The organism is Patulibacter ginsengiterrae (assembly GCF_056269115.1).
In genome coordinates this window covers 73,576-88,825 of record NZ_JBWDOG010000001.1, presented here as the reverse complement: position 1 = coordinate 88,825, position 15,250 = coordinate 73,576, and the positions used below count along the sequence as shown (strand labels likewise).

Below are 15,250 nucleotides of genomic sequence, written 5' to 3'. Positions count from 1 at the left end.
ACCGTGTCGCCGCACATGATGCTCGCTGCAGGGGGGACCGTCGCCGTAGAGCTGGCGGTCGCCGCGTTCCTGGTCCTCGCCAACGGCTTCTTCGTCGCCGGTGAGTTCTCCCTGGCCCGCGTCCGTCAGAGCCAGGTCGAGGACTGGATCAGCGAGGGCCGGCCGGGCGCGAAGTCCGTCCGCCACGCCGTCGAGCACATCGACGCGTACCTCGCCGCCTGCCAGCTGGGGATCACGCTCGCCTCGCTGGGCCTCGGCGTCTTCGGCGAGCCCGCCTTCCACGCGCTGCTGGAGCCGATCCTCGGCGACGCCGCGCGGATCGGCAGCGTCGGCCTCGCCAGCGTCCTGGCCTTCTCGATCATCACCCTGCTGCACGTGGTCGTCGGCGAGCTGGCTCCGAAGAGCGCGGCGATCGCACGGACCTCGGGGATCGTGCTCGCGCTGATGCCGCCGCTGCGCGGCTTCTACCTGGTGACGCGTCCGGTCGTCCAGCTGTTCAACGGCCTCGGCAACCTGCTGCTGCGGCCGTTCGGGATCCCGCCCGCGAGCGAGGCGGGGTCGTCGCCGTTCAGTCAGCGCGAGCTGCTCCAGATCATCCGCGAGGCCGACGAGAGCGGCGAGATCAACCCCGCCGAGCGACGCTTGACGGAGAACGTCTTCGAGTACGACGACCGCCGGGTGCGGGAGGTGATGGTCCCGCGGCGGAAGGCCGTGACGGTCAACGACGACCTCTCGATCGAGGAGGCCGCGCGGCTGGCCGTCGAGACCGGCGTCACCCGGCTGCCGCTCTGCCCCGAGGACGCCGGGCTCGACGGGGCCGAGGGGGTCGTGCACGCCAAGGACCTGCTGGCGGCGCTGCTGGAGGAGCGACGGCCGTCGCTGGTCGACCTCGCCCGGCCGGTCGTCCGGGTCGGCGACGCCTCGTTCATCGGCGCCGCCCTGCGGGAGATGCGGCGGGCCCGCCAGCACCTCGCGATCGCGATCGACGAGCACGGCACCGCGGTCGGGATCGTGACCGTCGAGGACGTGATCGAGGAGCTCGTCGGGGAGATCGAGGACGAGTTCGACCGCGACGCCGAGCGGCTGATCCGGGTCGAGCCCGACGGGCTCGTGGTCGACGGCGAGGCGGGGATCAACGAGCTGCTCGACCGGCTCGAGAACGGCGCGGGCGGCGAGGACCTCCACGAGGAGGTCCACGAGGCGACCGTCGGCGGCCACCTGCTCGAGGTCCTCGGGCGCCTGCCGGAGCGGGGCGAGGAGCTGGAGCTGTTCGACCGGCTGGTCCGGATCGAGGAGGTCGGCGAGGGCCGGATCCGGCTGTTGCGGGTGCTCGGCCCGGCGGCGCCGGAGCGTGACGACGACGACTGAGGGGAGGCGGTCGCCGAGACGCCGCGCTTCGCCAGTACCCTTGGGCCGGTATGACCGATCAGTCCTCCTCTCCCGACCAGTCCGCCGAGCACACCGAGGTCCGCCGCGTGGCGTCGCCGGGACAGACCCGCGTCGCCTCGTACCTGGCGAACAAGGACGAGGTCCGCAAGGTCCTGCTGCTCTACTCGGGCGGCCTCGACACGAGCGTCATGCTCAAGTGGATCCAGGACGAGTACCAGGCCGAGGTCGTGGCGCTGACCGTCGAGCTGGGTCAGCCGGGCGAGGACTACGACGAGGTCACCGGCAAGGCGCGCCTGCTCGGCGCCGTCGAGGCGATCGTCCACGACGCCCGCCAGGAGTTCGCCGACGAGTACCTGATCCCGGCGATCAAGGCCAACGTCAACTACGGCGACGGCTACCCGGCCTTCACCTCGCTCGGCCGCCCGCTGATCGCCAAGCTCGCGGTCGAGTACGCCCGCAAGCACGGCTGCGACACGATCGCCCACGGCTGCACCGGCAAGGGCAACGACCAGGTCCGGATCGAGGCGACCGTCGCCACGCTGGCGCCGGAGCTGAAGGTCATCGCTCCGGTCCGCTCCTGGGCGATGGGCCGCGACGAGGAGCTCGCCTACGCCCGCGAGCACAACATCCCGGTCAAGAACGCCCCCGAGGGCGCCCCGGCGCCGTACTCGATCGACGACAACCTCTGGGGCCGCAGCTCCGAGGGTCGCTGGATCGAGGACCTCTCGCACGCGCCGGAGGACGACGTCTTCCAGCTCGTGACCCGTCCGGAGGACGCGCCGGACGAGCCGGAGATCGTCACCGTCACCTTCGAGGCCGGCGTGCCGGTCGCGCTCAACGGCACGCCGATGCCGATCGTCGAGCTGCTCGAGGAGGCCGCCCGCCTGGGCTGCAAGCACGGCGTCGGGATCCTCGACCACATCGAGGACCGGATCGTCGGCCTCAAGGTCCGCGACATCTACGAGGTCCCGGCCGCGGCGATCATCCTGCCGGCCCACAAGGAGCTCGAGCGGCTGGTCGGCACGATCCACCAGAACCAGTTCAAGCCGGGCCTCGACCAGAAGTGGGCCTACCTCGTCTACGCCGGTCTCTGGTGGGAGCCGCTGCGGACCGACATCCAGGCCTACATCGAGCACGTGAACCTGCGGGTCACCGGCACGATCGGGCTGAAGCTCTACAAGGGCTCCGCCCGGGTCGTCACGCGCGAGTCCCCGAACGCGGTCTACGACGCCCAGCTGGCGACGTTCTCCGAGTCCGGCGGCCTGTTCGCGCAGGACGCCTCGCCCGGCTTCATCGAGCTGTGGTCGCTGCAGTCGCGGCTGGCCTGGCGGCTCGCCAACGGCGACCTGAACACGGGGGCGGGCGCCTCCGATGAATAGCGCACAGCGCGGCTTCTACACCCTCCTCGGGTGGGCGACCTGGCGGGCGGCCAAGTGGTACATCGCTCGCAAGCTCGGCCTCCGGCGCAAGGCCCGTACGGGCGCGCTGCTGCTGGTGGGAGCCGCTGCTGTCGGTGGGACCGTCGTGCTGGTTCGCGGCCGCGACGCCGCGAGCCGCTGACGGGAGCGATGGTGGCCGCGGACGAGCAGTCCACGTCGGTCGCGGCCGACGCGGGACCGGACACCGGCCCGCTCGCGCGGGCGGCCGAGCTGCGGATGCAGCTTCAGGAGGAGCGCCTGCGGCGGCAGCGGGCCGAGGCCCGCGCCGAGGCCGCGGAGGCGCTGGCCGAGGTCGCCGCCGCGCGCTCGGCGCTGGCCGCGGCTCAGGCGGCCGACGCCGAAGCGCTCCGGCAGACGGCGGACCGCGAGCGCGACGCCGGGATCGTGAGCCTCCGCAGTGGTCTGGTCGAGCTGCGGGCCGAGCTCGACCTCCTGCGGGAGCTGGCCGTGGCCGTCGAGCGGACGGCGGAGGTCCCGTCCGAGGCCCCGGCCGTCGCCGTCAGCGCGGCGCGCACGCCGCGCACGACGACCGACCCCTCGCTGCGGATGACCGAGCTGGCCCGCGGCGCCCGCGAGCTGCTCGCCGGCGGCCGGCTGGACGCGGCCGACGAGGTCATCCGGGGGCTCGAGGACGCGGCCGAGCGGCTGCGGGCGCAGGCCCCGCCGCCGACCGATCCGGCGTAGGCGGCGTCCACCGCCGGGCCGGGCCCGGAGTCCGAGCGCGAGGGTCCGTGGCGTTTGCAGGCAGTCCTCCCCGGGCCGGCGCCGACGGCCGCCGGAGCGGGCCCCGATGTCCGGTTCGGGGCCTACTCTGGAGAGCGTGAGTTCCGGTCCGGCTGTTCATCTGCACGTCCACTCCGAGTATTCGCTGCTCGACGGTCAGCCGAACATCGGCAAGCTCGTCAAGCGCGCCGCCGAGCTCGACCAGCCCGCGATCGGGCTGACCGACCACGGCGTGATGAACGGCTCGATCGAGCTGTTCAAGGCGGCCCGCGCCGAGGGCATCAAGCCGATCATCGGCTGCGAGCTCTACCTCGTCGACGACCACGCCTCGCGCGACGGCAAGATCAAGCCGAACCACCTGACGGTGATCGCCCGCGACGTCGAGGGCTACCGCAACCTGATGCGGCTCAGCTCGATGGGCTTCACCGACGGCTACCGCCGCGGCAAGCCGTGCGTCGACCTCGGGCAGATGGCCCAGCACGGGACCGGCCTGATCGTGATGACCGGCTGCCTGGCCTCGAAGATGTGCACGACGCTGGCCGCCGACGATCCCGACGGCGCGCGCGAGCACGTCGATCAGCTGTTCAACGTGGTGGGCAAGGACAACGTCTACTTCGAGGTCCAGAAGAACGGGATCGACATCCAGGACAAGTGCAACGTCGGGATCGAGCGGATCGCCCGTGAGACCGGCCGTCCGCTGGTCGGGACCGCCGACGTCCACTACCTCCACGAGCACGACTACGACGTGCACGAGGCGCTGCTCTGCGTGCAGACGCAGTCGACGCTGGCGAACCCGAAGATGTCGTTCTCGACCAACGAGTTCTTCGTCAAGAGCAACGAGCAGATGGCGACGCAGTTCGCCGAGTGGCCCGACGCGATCCCGACCACGGTCGAGATCGCCGAGCGCTGCGACGTCCAGATCCCGCTCGGCCAGGAGCTGCTGCCGCGGTTCCTCCCCGACGGCGAGGACGAGCAGGCGTACCTCCGCGAGCAGGTCCTGGACGGGCTCCGGGCCCGCTACGGCGATCCGATCCCCGCGGCCGCGATGGAACGGACCGAGATGGAGCTCGGCGTGATCAACAAGATGGGCTACGACGCCTACTTCCTGATCGTGTGGGACTTCGTCAAGTGGTCGAAGGACCACAACATCTCGGTCGGTCCCGGCCGTGGTTCGGCCGCCGGTTCGATCATCGCCTACTCGCTCGGGATCACCGACCTCGATCCGCTCAAGTACGACCTGCTGTTCGAGCGATTCCTCAACCCGGACCGCGTGTCGATGCCGGATATCGATATCGACTTCTCGGTTCGTGGCCGGGAGGAGGTCATGAAGTACGTGACCGGCAAGTACGGCCTCGAGCGCGTCGCCCAGATCGTCACCTTCGGCCGGATGCTGCCGCGCAACGCGACCAAGGACGCGGCCCGGGTCCTCGGCTTCGACTACGCCACCGGCGACCGGCTGGCGAAGCTGATCCCGGACCCGATCATGGGCAAGACCCCGCCGCTGGCCAAGTGCCTGGCCGAGGGCACCGAGCTGCGGGCCGCGTACGACAGCGACCCGATCGCCAAGCAGGTGCTCGACATGGCGCAGGGGATGGAGGGGACCGTCCGCAACGCGGGGATCCACGCCGCCGCGGTCGTGATCTCCGACCGCGATCTGACCGAGCTGGTCCCGATCCAGATCACCGACAGCCGCACGGTCGACGAGCAGGGCAACAAGGTCTTCAAGCGGGTCACGCAGTTCCCGATGGGACCGATCGAGGAGATCGGCCTGCTGAAGATGGATTTCCTGGGGTTGCGCAACCTCGACGTGATCCAGGACGCGCTCGACATCATCGAGAAGTCGTCCGGGACCAAGATCGACATCGCGCAGATCCCGCTCGACGACCGTCCGACCTACGAGATGCTCGCCCGCGGCGACTCGGTCGGCGTGTTCCAGTTCGAGTCCGAGGGCATGCGCAAGGCCATGCGCCAGGTCAACCCGACCGAGTTCGACGACCTGATCGCCCTGGTGGCGCTGTACCGCCCGGGCGCCATGGACCAGATCCCGACCTACGCGGCGGGCAAGCACGACCCGAACACGATCCGGATCCCCGATCCGCGACTGACGCCGATCATCGGCCCGACCAAGGGCGTGATCCTCTACCAGGAGCAGTCGATGCGGATCGCCCGCGACCTGGCGGGGTTCACGCCGGGTCAGGCGGACGACCTCCGCAAGGCGATCGGCAAGAAGCAGCTCGACAAGATGGCCAAGCTCGAGCCGGCCTTCCGCGAGGGCTGCCTCGCCTCGGGCACCGACCGCGGCGTCGTCGACTGGCTCTGGCAGACCAACCTCAACGCGGCCAACTACTCCTTCAACAAGTCGCACGCGGCCTGTTACGGCCTGGTCTCCTACCGGACGGCCTGGCTGAAGGCGAACTACCCGGCCGAGTACATGGCCGCGCTGCTCTCGTCGGTGATGTCGACGAAGGACAAGGTCCCGTTCTTCCTCAACACCTGCGAGGAGATGGGGATTCCGGTGCTGCCGCCGGACGTCAACGAGTCCGACCACGAGTTCACCGTCCACGACGGGGCGATCCGGTTCGGCCTCGACGCGGTCAAGGGGGTCGGCTACGGCGCCGTCGAGGCGATCAAGGAGGCCCGCGACGGCGAGACCTTCAGCTCGATCTGGGACTTCTGCGAGCGGGTCGACTTCCGCTCGGTCAACGGCAAGGCGCTCGACTCGCTGATCCGCTGCGGCGCGTTCACGTCGACCAAGGCGACCCGCCAGGGGATGCTCGCCGTCGTCGAGGACGCCCAGCAGGTCGGCAAGAAGGTCCAGCAGGATGCGGCGGCCGGCCAGGGGTCGATCTTCGACCTCGGGGGGATGGACCCGGAGCCCGGCGCCGGCGGCGCGCGCGGCGCGATGGTCACCCACCCGCCGATCCCGACCACGGAGTTCGACCAGCGCGAGCTGCTGGCGATGGAGAAGGAGACGATCGGCCTCTTCCTCTCCGCGCATCCGCTCAAGGACGTACGCGACGCGCTGACGAAGGCGACGGTCTGCGGGCTCGCGGACCTCCGCGCGACCCAGGCCCACGACTCGTGGGTCGAGATCGGCGGGATGGTCGGCGACATGCGCCGGCTGAACACCCGCAAGGGCGACGTGATGCTGCGCGGGACGCTGGAGGACACCGAGGGGCAGATCGACCTCGTGGTCTTCCCGAAGGGCGTGCCCGAGCTCGAGCCGATCCTGCAGCCGGACGAGATCGTCCTGCTGCGCGGTCGGCTCGACCTGAAGGACGACGAGCGGGTCGCGCTGCTGGTGCAGAGCGCCAAGCCGTTCGCGCCCTCGCAGAAGGAGATCGAGGCGGCCACCGGGGCGGCCGACGAGCGGCGGGCCGAGCGGGTTGCTGCGGCGGCGCCGACCGAGATCTACGTCAGCATCGACGGGGCCGCGATCAGCGAGACGAAGCTCAACCGCCTCAAGCACCTGCTGCGGGACCACGCCGGCGACGCGGCGCTGATCCTCACGATCGAGACCTCGGCGGGGCCCCGCTCGCTGCGGCTCGGACAGTCGTTCCGCGTCGATCCCGGGCCGACGCTGACGATGGAGCTGTCGCGGTTGTTCGGCGAGCACGCGCTCGCCGGGCCGGCGGCGGCGACCGCCGAGCTGGCGGGCGTCGCCTAGGCCGGCGGCCCGGGAGCGCGAGCGCCCCGAGCGGTCCCGGCGACGCCGGGACCAGCGAGGCGCCGGCTCAGCTGTAGTTCGGGTCGGGGGCGACCCCGGCCGCGATCATCAGGCGGTTCCAGGCGCTGACGGCGGCCACCGCGGCGGCGACCTGGGCCAGGCCCTGCGGCCCCAGCACGACCTCCGCGGCGTCGAGCACCGGTCCCGGGGCGTGCCCGGGGTCGAGCGTGGTCAGGACCTCGGCCACGCTCAGCGCCGCGCGAGCGACGTCGTCCAGCTCCGGCAGCTCCCGCCAGCCGGGAAGCGCCCGCAGGACCGTCTCGGTGGCGCCCGCCGCGGTAGCGCGGCGCACGTGCAGGTCGCAGCAGAACGCGCAGCCGTTGCGCTGGGAGACCCGCAGGCCGATCAGCTCGAGGATCACGTCCGGCACCGGGCCCTCGGCGTGGCGGGAGGCGCGGACGAAGGCGGCGAAGGTCGGGGGCAGCGCCTCGCGGGGGTTGAAGCGCGGGGTGGGGGCGGTCATCGGACTCCTGTGGTGGGTGGGATCGAAGTGGGGGTCGCCGGTCAGGCCGGCGGCGCGGGGGCGGCCAGCTCGCGGTCCGCGAGCGGCAGCGCGCAGGCCGCGCCGTCGCTGAACCCGTCGGGGGTGAGGCCGAGGGCCAGGTTGAAGCGGGAGCGGTAGTTCTCCCACGCGATCATGTGGACGAGCTCGAGGATCTCGTCCTCGGAGAAGTGCTCGCGCAGCCGCGCCCACAGCGGATCGTCGTCACCGGCACCCATCGGGGTGGCGGACATCGCCTCGGCCAGGTCGAAGGCGGCCCGGTCGGCGTCGCTGAAGCAGTCGGCCTCGCGGTGGCGGGCCAGCTGCCGCAGCTCCTCCTCGGTCACGCCGTGCTTGGTCCGCGCGATCCACGAGCCGATGTCGAGGCAGAACGGGCAGCCGAGCACGCTGGCCGACTTGAGCACGGTCAGCTCGATCAGCCGGCCGGGCAGCTTGAGGCCACGGTCGTTGGCGAGCTCGACGAGCCCGGTCGCCCAGAGCACGCCCGGTCGGCGGGCGGCCATCCGCGAGGTCGTCGGCACACGGCCACCGACGACGGGCCGGATCAGGCGGTAGGCGAGGCGGACGCTGAGGCCGCCGGCACCGTCGGGAACTCCTTCGATCCTGCTCATCAGCCGCTCCTGTCGTTCGGGGCCTGCTCGGTCGTGCGCGTCCGGTCGTCCGGGTGCCTTCACGGGGCGCTGCCGCGACCACTGCAGGCGAGCTGGATCCGAGACTCGCCGGGCGTCCAGACGTGCGGACGACCTGCCGCCACGCTACGGTCCCAGTGGTCTCCCGTGAAGGACCAGTTGTCAACAAGATCACCGGACCAGTCCTCCTCGGCGCCCCGTCGCGACCGCGGACGCGACCTGCTGCTCGACGTCGACCGCGGCTCGGTCGTGCCGCTGCGGGTCCAGATCGAGCAGCAGCTGCGCAACGGCATCCGTCAGGGGCGACTGGCGGCCGAGACGGTGCTGCCGTCGTCGCGCGCGCTCGCCGCCGAGCTGGGGACCTCGCGCGGGGTCGTGGTCGAGGCCTACGCCCAGCTCACGGCCGAGGGCTTCCTCGCCGCCCGGCCGGGCGGCGCGACGCGGGTCGCCGAGGTCCCGCCCCAACTGCTCGGGATCGGCGTCCACGAGTCGCCGCCCGCCCCCGGCACCTCGCGAGGCGCCGAGATCAACCTGCTGCCGATGGCGGGCGACCTGACCGCCTTCCCCCGCCAGGCCTGGATGCGCGGGCTGCGACGGGCCCTCGACGACCTGCCGGCCCCCGAGCTGTCCTACGGCGACCCGCGCGGTCCCCTGCGGGCGCGGACGGTGCTCGCGGCCTACCTCGGACGCAGCCGCGGGGTGGTGGCGACGCCGGAGACGACCGCCCTGACGACCGGCGTGACGTCCGGCCTCTCGCGACTGGCGACGGTGCTCGCCCGCCGTGGGGTCCGCCGGATCGCGGTCGAGGAGCCCGGGTTCTGGCCGCACCGCACGACGCTCCAGGCGGCCGGCCTCGAGATCGTGCCGGTGCCGGTCGACGGCGAGGGCCTCTGCGTCGAGCAGCTCGACGGGCTCGACGTCGGTGCCGTACTGGTGACCCCGGCCCACCAGGCCCCGACCGGGCAGGCGCTCTCGGCGCGTCGCCGGGCCACGCTCGTGCGCTGGGCGTCGCAGGTCGACGCGCTCGTGATCGAGGACGACTACGACGGCGAGTTCCGCTACGACCGGGTCGTGATCGGGGCGCTCCAGGGGCTTGCCCCCGACCACGTGGTCCACCTCGGGTCGGTCAGCAAGACGCTCGCCCCGGCGCTGCGGATCGGCTGGATGGTGGCCCCGGCGCCGCTGGTCGACGCGGTCGCCGGCAGCCGCCTCGTCGCCGCCGGGGGCACCCCGACGGTCGAGCCGCTGGCGTTGGCGTCGATGATCGAGGCCGGCGACTACGACCGCCACCTGCGGGCGCAGCGGCGGCGCTACGCCGCGCGCAGGGCCGCCGTCGTCGCGGCGGTCGAGCGCGAGCTACCCGACGCGACCGTGCTCGGTGTCTCCGCGGGCCTCCACGTCGCGGTCGTGCCGGCGGCCGCGGTCGCACCCCTCGACGTGATGCGCGAGGCCGCCGACCGGGGGTTGGCGCTGTTCGCCGTCCCGGCCTCCTTCGCCGGTCTGCCGGACCGGACGATCGTGACGATCGGCTACGGCCAGCTGACCGACGCCAACGTCGGCCACGCGGTTCGGTTGCTGGCCGGGGCGATCGCCGCGGCGACCGCGCGGCGCGGCACGGCCGCGCTTCCCTAGCCTTGGGCGGATGCGCGTCCGCTTCGCTCCCTCACCCACAGGCGCCCTCCACGTCGGCGGCGCTCGCGCCGCGCTCTACAACTGGCTCCTGGCCCGCGGGAACGGCGGCAGCTTCCTGCTCCGGATCGAGGACACCGACAAGGAGCGCTCGACCCCGGAGAACATCGAGCAGATCCTCGACGCGCTGCGGTGGCTCGGGCTCGACTGGGACGGCGAGCCCGACCTCCAGACCACCCACGAGGCCCGCCACCGCGCGGTCGTCGAGCAGCTGCTGGCCGAGGACAAGGCCTACCGCTCGACGGCGACCGCCGACGACGTCCGTGCCTACAAGGACGAGCTCGGGGCCGACAAGGGCTTCCGCGGGTACGACCATCCGACCCGCTCGACGGAGCCGAACGTCGGTGCCGTCCGCCTGCGCGTACCGGAGGGGGAGACGGTCGTCCGCGACCTGATCCGTGGCGACACGACCTTCCGCAACGTCCACATGGACGATCCGGTCGTGGCCCGCGCCGACGGCAGCCCGCTCTACAACCTGGCCGTCGCGATCGACGACCTCGACGCCGAGATCACCCACGTCGTCCGCGGAGAGGACCACCTTTCCAACACCCCGAAGCAGCTGCTGGTCTACGCCGCGCTGGGCGCCGAGCCGCCGCTGTTCGCGCACCTCCCGCTGCTGCACGGGCCGGACGGCAAGAAGCTCTCCAAGCGCCACGGGGCGGCCTCGGTCCAGGAGCTCCGCGACGCCGGCTACCTGCCCGACGCGGTCGTCAACTACCTCGCGCTGCTCGGCTGGGGCGACGAGGCGGACGAGACCGAGATCCCGCGCGACGAGCTCGTCAAGCGGTTCGACATCACCCGGGTCTCGAAGAACCCGGCCCGCTTCGACGAGACCAAGCTCCGCTGGCTCAACGGGCGCTACCTCCGTGCCCAGGGCGTCGACGGCCTGGCGGCGACGATCGCCGCGCACCTCCGCGGCGAGGGTCACGGCGACCTGATCGACGGTCGTGACGAGCTGCTCCGGACCGCCGTCGAGATCAGCCAGGAGAAGATCCAGACCGTCGACGACTTCTGGGCGCTGTCGGGCTTCCTCTTCGCCGGCCCGGTCGACGACCCCAAGGCCCGTGAGAAGTGGCTCGATCCGGCCCACCTCGAGCAGCTGGCCGCGGTCCGCGAGACGCTGGCCGGTCTCGACGACTTCACCGTCGAGGCGGTCGATGCCGCCCTGCGGGCACTGGTCGCCGAGCGCGGCGTGAAGGCCAAGGACGTCTTCCAGCCGCTGCGCGTCGCCCTTGCCGGAACGGCGATCTCGCCCGGGGTCTTCGAGTCCGCCGCCGCCCTCGGGCAGGACGAGAGCCTGCGGCGGATCGACGCCGCGCTGGCGGGCTGAGTCGGCGGCCGGGCAGCACGTCCCGCCTCGCCGCGGCCAACGGGGCGGGCGCGACCCGGCCGCGGACCGACAGCGTGTCGGCGAGCCTCACGCGGCTGCCCCACCCGCGGTTGCGAGAGGAAGACTGGACAAGTGTCGGCCGATCGTCGAGTATCGGCCGAACGGCTGGATCACGGTCGACGAAATGACGATCGTCTTGGCCAGTGGGCCAGGCGATCGGGCGCGGCATCCACCGAGCCGGCTGGAGCGGGTGGACGGGTACGACGAGCGGCTCGGCGAAGCGGCGGATCGGCCGACCGGCGGATCCTTCCGCGAGGTCGGAGCGGTGTCCCGGCTCCGGCGCCTCGCCCGGGCGCGAGTGGGTCAGATGCCCTGGGACAGGGCGTTTTGGCCGGTGCGGAACGCTCCGTCCCTACCGCACCGTAGGTCGATCGCTAGCTGATGTTCGGGCAAGTTCCGCGGGCCGCGGACCGATGTATGAAAATCCGGACTCAAGTTGGAGCGCTGGCTGGCCGATACGTCCAGGGAGGCCCTGACATCCTCGCCCCTTGACGTGAAACCCTCTGCCTCTTCGCTCTTCTCGTCCAATGCCGCTGACGCCACCGCCGGGACCCGTGCTGTGACCTCGTCGATTCCGACGCGGCCAAACGAACAACATGGTCGTCGCCTGACGGCCGCGTTCGAGGCGCTAGAGGGGTTCCCAGCCCTGGCCGAGTCGCAGACTCGGCTATTGGCTGCGCTCGCCGCGGAGCCGATCGACCCAGCCGCGGTCGTTGCCGCGCTCGAGACCGATCTGGGTCTGGGCCTCGGCGTGCTGCGGATCGCCAACCGGCTGGACACCAGCTCGGCGGGTCGGATCTCGTCGATCAGCGAGGCGATCGAGGTCGTCACCGCACCGTCGCTGCGGGTGCTCGCCGAGCGGACCCGCACCGTCGACTTCTTCGACCGGGCCGGCAGCTGGGGTCGCGAGGCCGACGCGCACCGCCGTCACGTGGCCGCCGTTCAGGGCGCGATCCACCGGATCGCGGTCGTCGTGGACGACATCGACGTCGACGTGCTGTCGTCGGCGGCGTTGCTGCACGACGTCGGCAAGCTCGTGCTGCTGCACGCCCACGCCGGCTACCCGGAGCGGGTGCTGCCGCGGGACGCGACGCCGGAGGAGCGGCTCGTCAGCGAGCGCCGCGAGCTCGGCGTGGACCACGCCCTCGTGGGTGGCGTGCTCGTACGCCGCTGGGGCCTCCCGCGTGAGCTGGCCCGTCTGGTCGAGCGGCACCACGCGGACGATCTCGATCGTGACGTCGCTGCCCTGCGGCTGGCCGACCTGCTCGCCCATCACGCCCACGGCGGCGAGGTCTCGCCGCAGGTGCTGATGCGCGTCGCCCGCGCGATCAACATCGACGCCGCCGCGCTGCGTGGCCTGCTCTACGACCAGGCGATGCCTGCGGTCCGCCGGAGCCGTGGCTCCGCGCCGTGCCCGCTGTCGACCCGGGAGATGGAGGTCCTGCGGCGACTCGCGGCGGGCCGCGTCTACAAGCAGATCGCCGGCGAGCTCGGTCTTTCGACCAGCACGGTCCGGACGCACCTCCACAACATCTACGGCAAGCTCGGCGCCGTCGACCGCGCCCAGGCGGTCCTGATCGCCGTCGAGCGCGGCTGGCTCTAGACCCGGATGGGGACGGCCGGGCCTCGAGCCCGGCCGGTGCCGTGCCGGTTTCCGGCCCGGCTACCGCCCTGCGCGGCTACGCCCTGCCCGGCTGCGGCTGCGGCTGCGGCCGTGGTTGCCGGGTCGCGGCTCGGGTCGGAGGCCGAGGAGACAGAACCGCCGAGGGCGTGAAGCTGCGCGGGGCGTGGAACCGTCGAGATCGCGGGGCGGAACCGGTCAGCTGCGGGGGCGGGCGCGATCGAACGCCCACCAGACCGCGACGGCGATCCCGATGCCGACCGAGTCGATCGCCACGTCGCGGGGACTGCCGACGCGTCCGCTGACGAAGTGCTGATGGGTCTCGTCGGTGATGGCCCACGCGAACGCGATCCCCGCACCGCCGATGATCGCCGCGCGGGGGGACAGCAGACCGCCGTCGGACGACGGCGGTCGCCAGGCGAACGGCTGCACGGGCTTCGCTCCCCAGCGAAGCGCGCGTGCCCACAGCAGGGCCAGCAGCCCGAACTCGGTGACGTGGGCGCACTTGCGCAGGACCATGTCGAGCCAGCCGAGGTCGGTCTTGAGATGGGGCTGGGCACTGAGCCACCAGATCACCGCCATCAGCAGCACGGCAGGCCCGAAGCGCCACAGGATGAGGGCGGCCCGCCGGAGCCGAGGACGGACCGGGGCGGTCGCCGTGGCGTGTGGTCCGGCCGCTGCCATAGGATCAGCAGCCTACGGGTGGTCCGCACCTGTCGTTCCTCCGGACCGGTCGCCTTTCAGATGCTCTCGATCACCGCCAAGTCCCCGTACGCCGTGCAGGCGCTGACCGAGCTCGGACGAGCCGGGGGCGTGACCACGCCCGTGCCGGTGGCCGAGCTCGCGCGGCGCCGGGACATCCCGGGTCAGTTCCTCGAGCAGTTGTTCGCGACGCTCCGGAGGTCCGGTCTGCTCCGGTCGCAACGGGGGGTCCACGGCGGCTACGTGCTGACCCGCGACGCGCGGGAGATCACCGTGCTCGAGGTCGTCGAGATGCTCGATGGCCCGCTGGGGAAGGACTCCACCGGGGTCTTCGCGGAGGTCGCCGAGGCGGCCCGCGAGGTGCTAGCGCGGACCACCATCCAGGACGTCATCGATCGCGAGGCCCGGGAACAGGGCCAGACGATGTATTGGATCTGAGCATGGCCGACGAGATCACAGACATCACCGGCCTGATCGGGAGCACACCGGTCGTCCGACTCGGCCCGCTCGAGCCCGAGGGCTCCGGCGTCGAGCTCTACGGCAAGCTCGAGACGTACAACCCCGGCGGTTCGGTCAAGGACCGGATCGCGCTGGCGATGGTGCTGGCGGCCGAGAAGGAGGGGCGGATCGTCCCGGGTCGCACGACGATCGTCGAAGCGACCAGCGGCAACACCGGGATCGGCCTGGCCTTCGTGGCCGCGGCCCGCAACTACCAGCTGGTCATCACCCTGCCGCAGGGCATGAGCCGCGAGCGCGAGACGCTGCTGCGGCTGTTCGGGGCGCGCGTGGAGGTCGTCGAGTCGCTCGGAGGGATGACCGAGGCGGTCGAGTCGGCACGCCTGCTGGCGGACGCCGACGACGTCTGGATGCCCGACCAGTTCGCCAACCCGGCGAATCCGGCGATCCACCGCAAGACGACCGGCCCCGAGCTGCTCGAGCAGCTCGACCGGCGGGTCGACGTGCTGGTGGCCGGGATCGGCACCGGTGGGACGATCTCCGGCGTCGGGCACGCGCTGAAGGCGCACAACGACGCGACCCAGGTGATCGGCGTGGAGCCGGCCTCCTCGGCGGTCCTGAGCGGCGAGAAGCCCGGTCCGCACCGGATCCAGGGCATCGGGGCGGGCTTCGTGCCCCCGATTCTCGACCGGCGTGTGCTGGACGAGGTGCTGACCGTCACCGACGAGGACGCGATCGACACTGCGTGGGCGCTCTCGCGCCGCTGCGGCGTGCTCGCTGGCCTCTCCTGTGGTGCCGCGGTGAGCGCGGCGATCGAGGTCGCGAAGCGGCCCGAGTCGAAGGGCAAGCGGATCGCCGTGATCCTGCCCGACAGCGGCGAGCGGTACGCGAGCCTCCCGTTCTTCCAGCCTCGCTGATCGCGCCGATGCCCGGCGTCGGCGTCCCGTGCAACGTCCTGGCGCTGAGCGTCGGGACAGCACAGG

Annotated in this window: 13 protein-coding genes; 10 read left to right on the top strand and 3 right to left on the bottom strand. The window is 72.1% G+C overall.

Going from position 1 to position 15,250, the window contains the following annotated elements:
• The first annotated feature begins 15 nt into the window (after nucleotides 1-15).
• The 5 genes from ACVUH9_RS00375 to dnaE all read left to right on the top strand — a co-directional run bounded on the left by ACVUH9_RS00375 (nucleotide 16) and on the right by dnaE (nucleotide 7,218).
• Nucleotides 16-1,368: a hemolysin family protein gene (locus tag ACVUH9_RS00375; RefSeq protein WP_475752828.1), complete on the top strand. Its 1,353-nt coding sequence runs from the start codon at nucleotides 16-18 to the stop codon at nucleotides 1,366-1,368.
• Between the two features lie 50 nt (nucleotides 1,369-1,418).
• The gene (locus ACVUH9_RS00370; RefSeq protein WP_475752826.1) at nucleotides 1,419-2,768 is read left to right on the top strand and encodes an argininosuccinate synthase; all 1,350 of its coding nucleotides are present in this window, start codon (nucleotides 1,419-1,421) and stop codon (nucleotides 2,766-2,768) included.
• The gene (locus ACVUH9_RS00365) at nucleotides 2,761-2,949 is read left to right on the top strand and encodes a hypothetical protein (protein WP_475752824.1); all 189 of its coding nucleotides are present in this window, start codon (nucleotides 2,761-2,763) and stop codon (nucleotides 2,947-2,949) included. The genes ACVUH9_RS00370 and ACVUH9_RS00365 overlap by 8 nt, the downstream gene beginning before the upstream one ends.
• An 8-nt stretch (nucleotides 2,950-2,957) precedes the next feature.
• Entirely contained in the window at nucleotides 2,958-3,512 is a 555-nt protein-coding gene (locus ACVUH9_RS00360; protein WP_475752822.1) for a hypothetical protein, read from the top strand.
• Nucleotides 3,513-3,648: 136 nt separating this feature from the next.
• On the top strand, nucleotides 3,649-7,218 hold the full coding sequence (gene dnaE, locus ACVUH9_RS00355; RefSeq protein WP_475752821.1) for a DNA polymerase III subunit alpha: 3,570 nt from the start codon (nucleotides 3,649-3,651) through the stop codon (nucleotides 7,216-7,218).
• Between the two features lie 67 nt (nucleotides 7,219-7,285).
• Here the strand turns inward: dnaE and ACVUH9_RS00350 are convergent, their stop codons facing one another.
• Together ACVUH9_RS00350 and ACVUH9_RS00345 are read right to left on the bottom strand one after the other, a co-directional pair.
• Nucleotides 7,286-7,741 carry a carboxymuconolactone decarboxylase family protein gene (locus tag ACVUH9_RS00350; RefSeq protein WP_475752819.1) on the bottom strand — a complete coding sequence of 152 codons (456 nt, stop codon included), beginning with the start codon at nucleotides 7,739-7,741 and terminating at the stop codon, nucleotides 7,286-7,288.
• Nucleotides 7,742-7,782: 41 nt separating this feature from the next.
• Nucleotides 7,783-8,391 carry a carboxymuconolactone decarboxylase family protein gene (locus ACVUH9_RS00345; RefSeq protein WP_475752818.1) on the bottom strand — a complete coding sequence of 203 codons (609 nt, stop codon included), beginning with the start codon at nucleotides 8,389-8,391 and terminating at the stop codon, nucleotides 7,783-7,785.
• A 165-nt stretch (nucleotides 8,392-8,556) separates the two neighbouring features.
• Between ACVUH9_RS00345 and pdxR the strand changes: the two genes are divergently transcribed.
• The 3 genes from pdxR to ACVUH9_RS00330 all read left to right on the top strand — a co-directional run bounded on the left by pdxR (nucleotide 8,557) and on the right by ACVUH9_RS00330 (nucleotide 13,091).
• Complete coding sequence (gene pdxR, locus ACVUH9_RS00340) at nucleotides 8,557-10,041, top strand: MocR-like pyridoxine biosynthesis transcription factor PdxR (protein ID WP_475752816.1); 1,485 nt, start codon at nucleotides 8,557-8,559, stop codon at nucleotides 10,039-10,041.
• Nucleotides 10,042-10,051: 10 nt separating this feature from the next.
• On the top strand, nucleotides 10,052-11,428 hold the full coding sequence (gltX, locus tag ACVUH9_RS00335) for a glutamate--tRNA ligase (RefSeq protein ID WP_475752814.1): 1,377 nt from the start codon (nucleotides 10,052-10,054) through the stop codon (nucleotides 11,426-11,428).
• A 553-nt stretch (nucleotides 11,429-11,981) separates the two neighbouring features.
• Entirely contained in the window at nucleotides 11,982-13,091 is a 1,110-nt protein-coding gene (locus tag ACVUH9_RS00330) for an HDOD domain-containing protein (protein ID WP_475752812.1), read from the top strand.
• 216 nt (nucleotides 13,092-13,307) lie between these two features.
• On the opposite strand, the gene ACVUH9_RS00325 is transcribed toward ACVUH9_RS00330, so the two are convergent.
• The gene (locus tag ACVUH9_RS00325; RefSeq protein WP_475752811.1) at nucleotides 13,308-13,793 is read right to left on the bottom strand and encodes a VanZ family protein; all 486 of its coding nucleotides are present in this window, start codon (nucleotides 13,791-13,793) and stop codon (nucleotides 13,308-13,310) included.
• Nucleotides 13,794-13,853: 60 nt separating this feature from the next.
• Between ACVUH9_RS00325 and ACVUH9_RS00320 the strand changes: the two genes are divergently transcribed.
• Together ACVUH9_RS00320 and cysK are read left to right on the top strand one after the other, a co-directional pair.
• Nucleotides 13,854-14,249, top strand: a complete 396-nt coding sequence (locus ACVUH9_RS00320; RefSeq protein WP_475752809.1) for an RrF2 family transcriptional regulator — start codon at nucleotides 13,854-13,856, stop codon at nucleotides 14,247-14,249.
• Between the two features lie 2 nt (nucleotides 14,250-14,251).
• Nucleotides 14,252-15,184 (top strand): cysteine synthase A, encoded by a 933-nt coding sequence (gene cysK, locus ACVUH9_RS00315; RefSeq protein WP_475752808.1) that lies wholly within the window; start codon nucleotides 14,252-14,254, stop codon nucleotides 15,182-15,184.
• The last annotated feature ends 66 nt before the right edge of the window (nucleotides 15,185-15,250 follow it).

Coding starts and splice junctions, on each gene's coding strand:
- ACVUH9_RS00375 (WP_475752828.1), top strand. CDS start 16: ATGATGCTCGCTGCAGGGGGGACCGTCGCCGTAGAGCTGGCGGTCGCC.
- ACVUH9_RS00370 (WP_475752826.1), top strand. CDS start 1,419: ATGACCGATCAGTCCTCCTCTCCCGACCAGTCCGCCGAGCACACCGAG.
- ACVUH9_RS00365 (WP_475752824.1), top strand. CDS start 2,761: ATGAATAGCGCACAGCGCGGCTTCTACACCCTCCTCGGGTGGGCGACC.
- ACVUH9_RS00360 (WP_475752822.1), top strand. CDS start 2,958: ATGGTGGCCGCGGACGAGCAGTCCACGTCGGTCGCGGCCGACGCGGGA.
- ACVUH9_RS00350 (WP_475752819.1), bottom strand. CDS start 7,741: ATGACCGCCCCCACCCCGCGCTTCAACCCCCGCGAGGCGCTGCCCCCG.
- ACVUH9_RS00345 (WP_475752818.1), bottom strand. CDS start 8,391: ATGAGCAGGATCGAAGGAGTTCCCGACGGTGCCGGCGGCCTCAGCGTC.
- gltX (WP_475752814.1), top strand. CDS start 10,052: ATGCGCGTCCGCTTCGCTCCCTCACCCACAGGCGCCCTCCACGTCGGC.
- ACVUH9_RS00325 (WP_475752811.1), bottom strand. CDS start 13,793: ATGGCAGCGGCCGGACCACACGCCACGGCGACCGCCCCGGTCCGTCCT.
- ACVUH9_RS00320 (WP_475752809.1), top strand. CDS start 13,854: ATGCTCTCGATCACCGCCAAGTCCCCGTACGCCGTGCAGGCGCTGACC.
- cysK (WP_475752808.1), top strand. CDS start 14,252: ATGGCCGACGAGATCACAGACATCACCGGCCTGATCGGGAGCACACCG.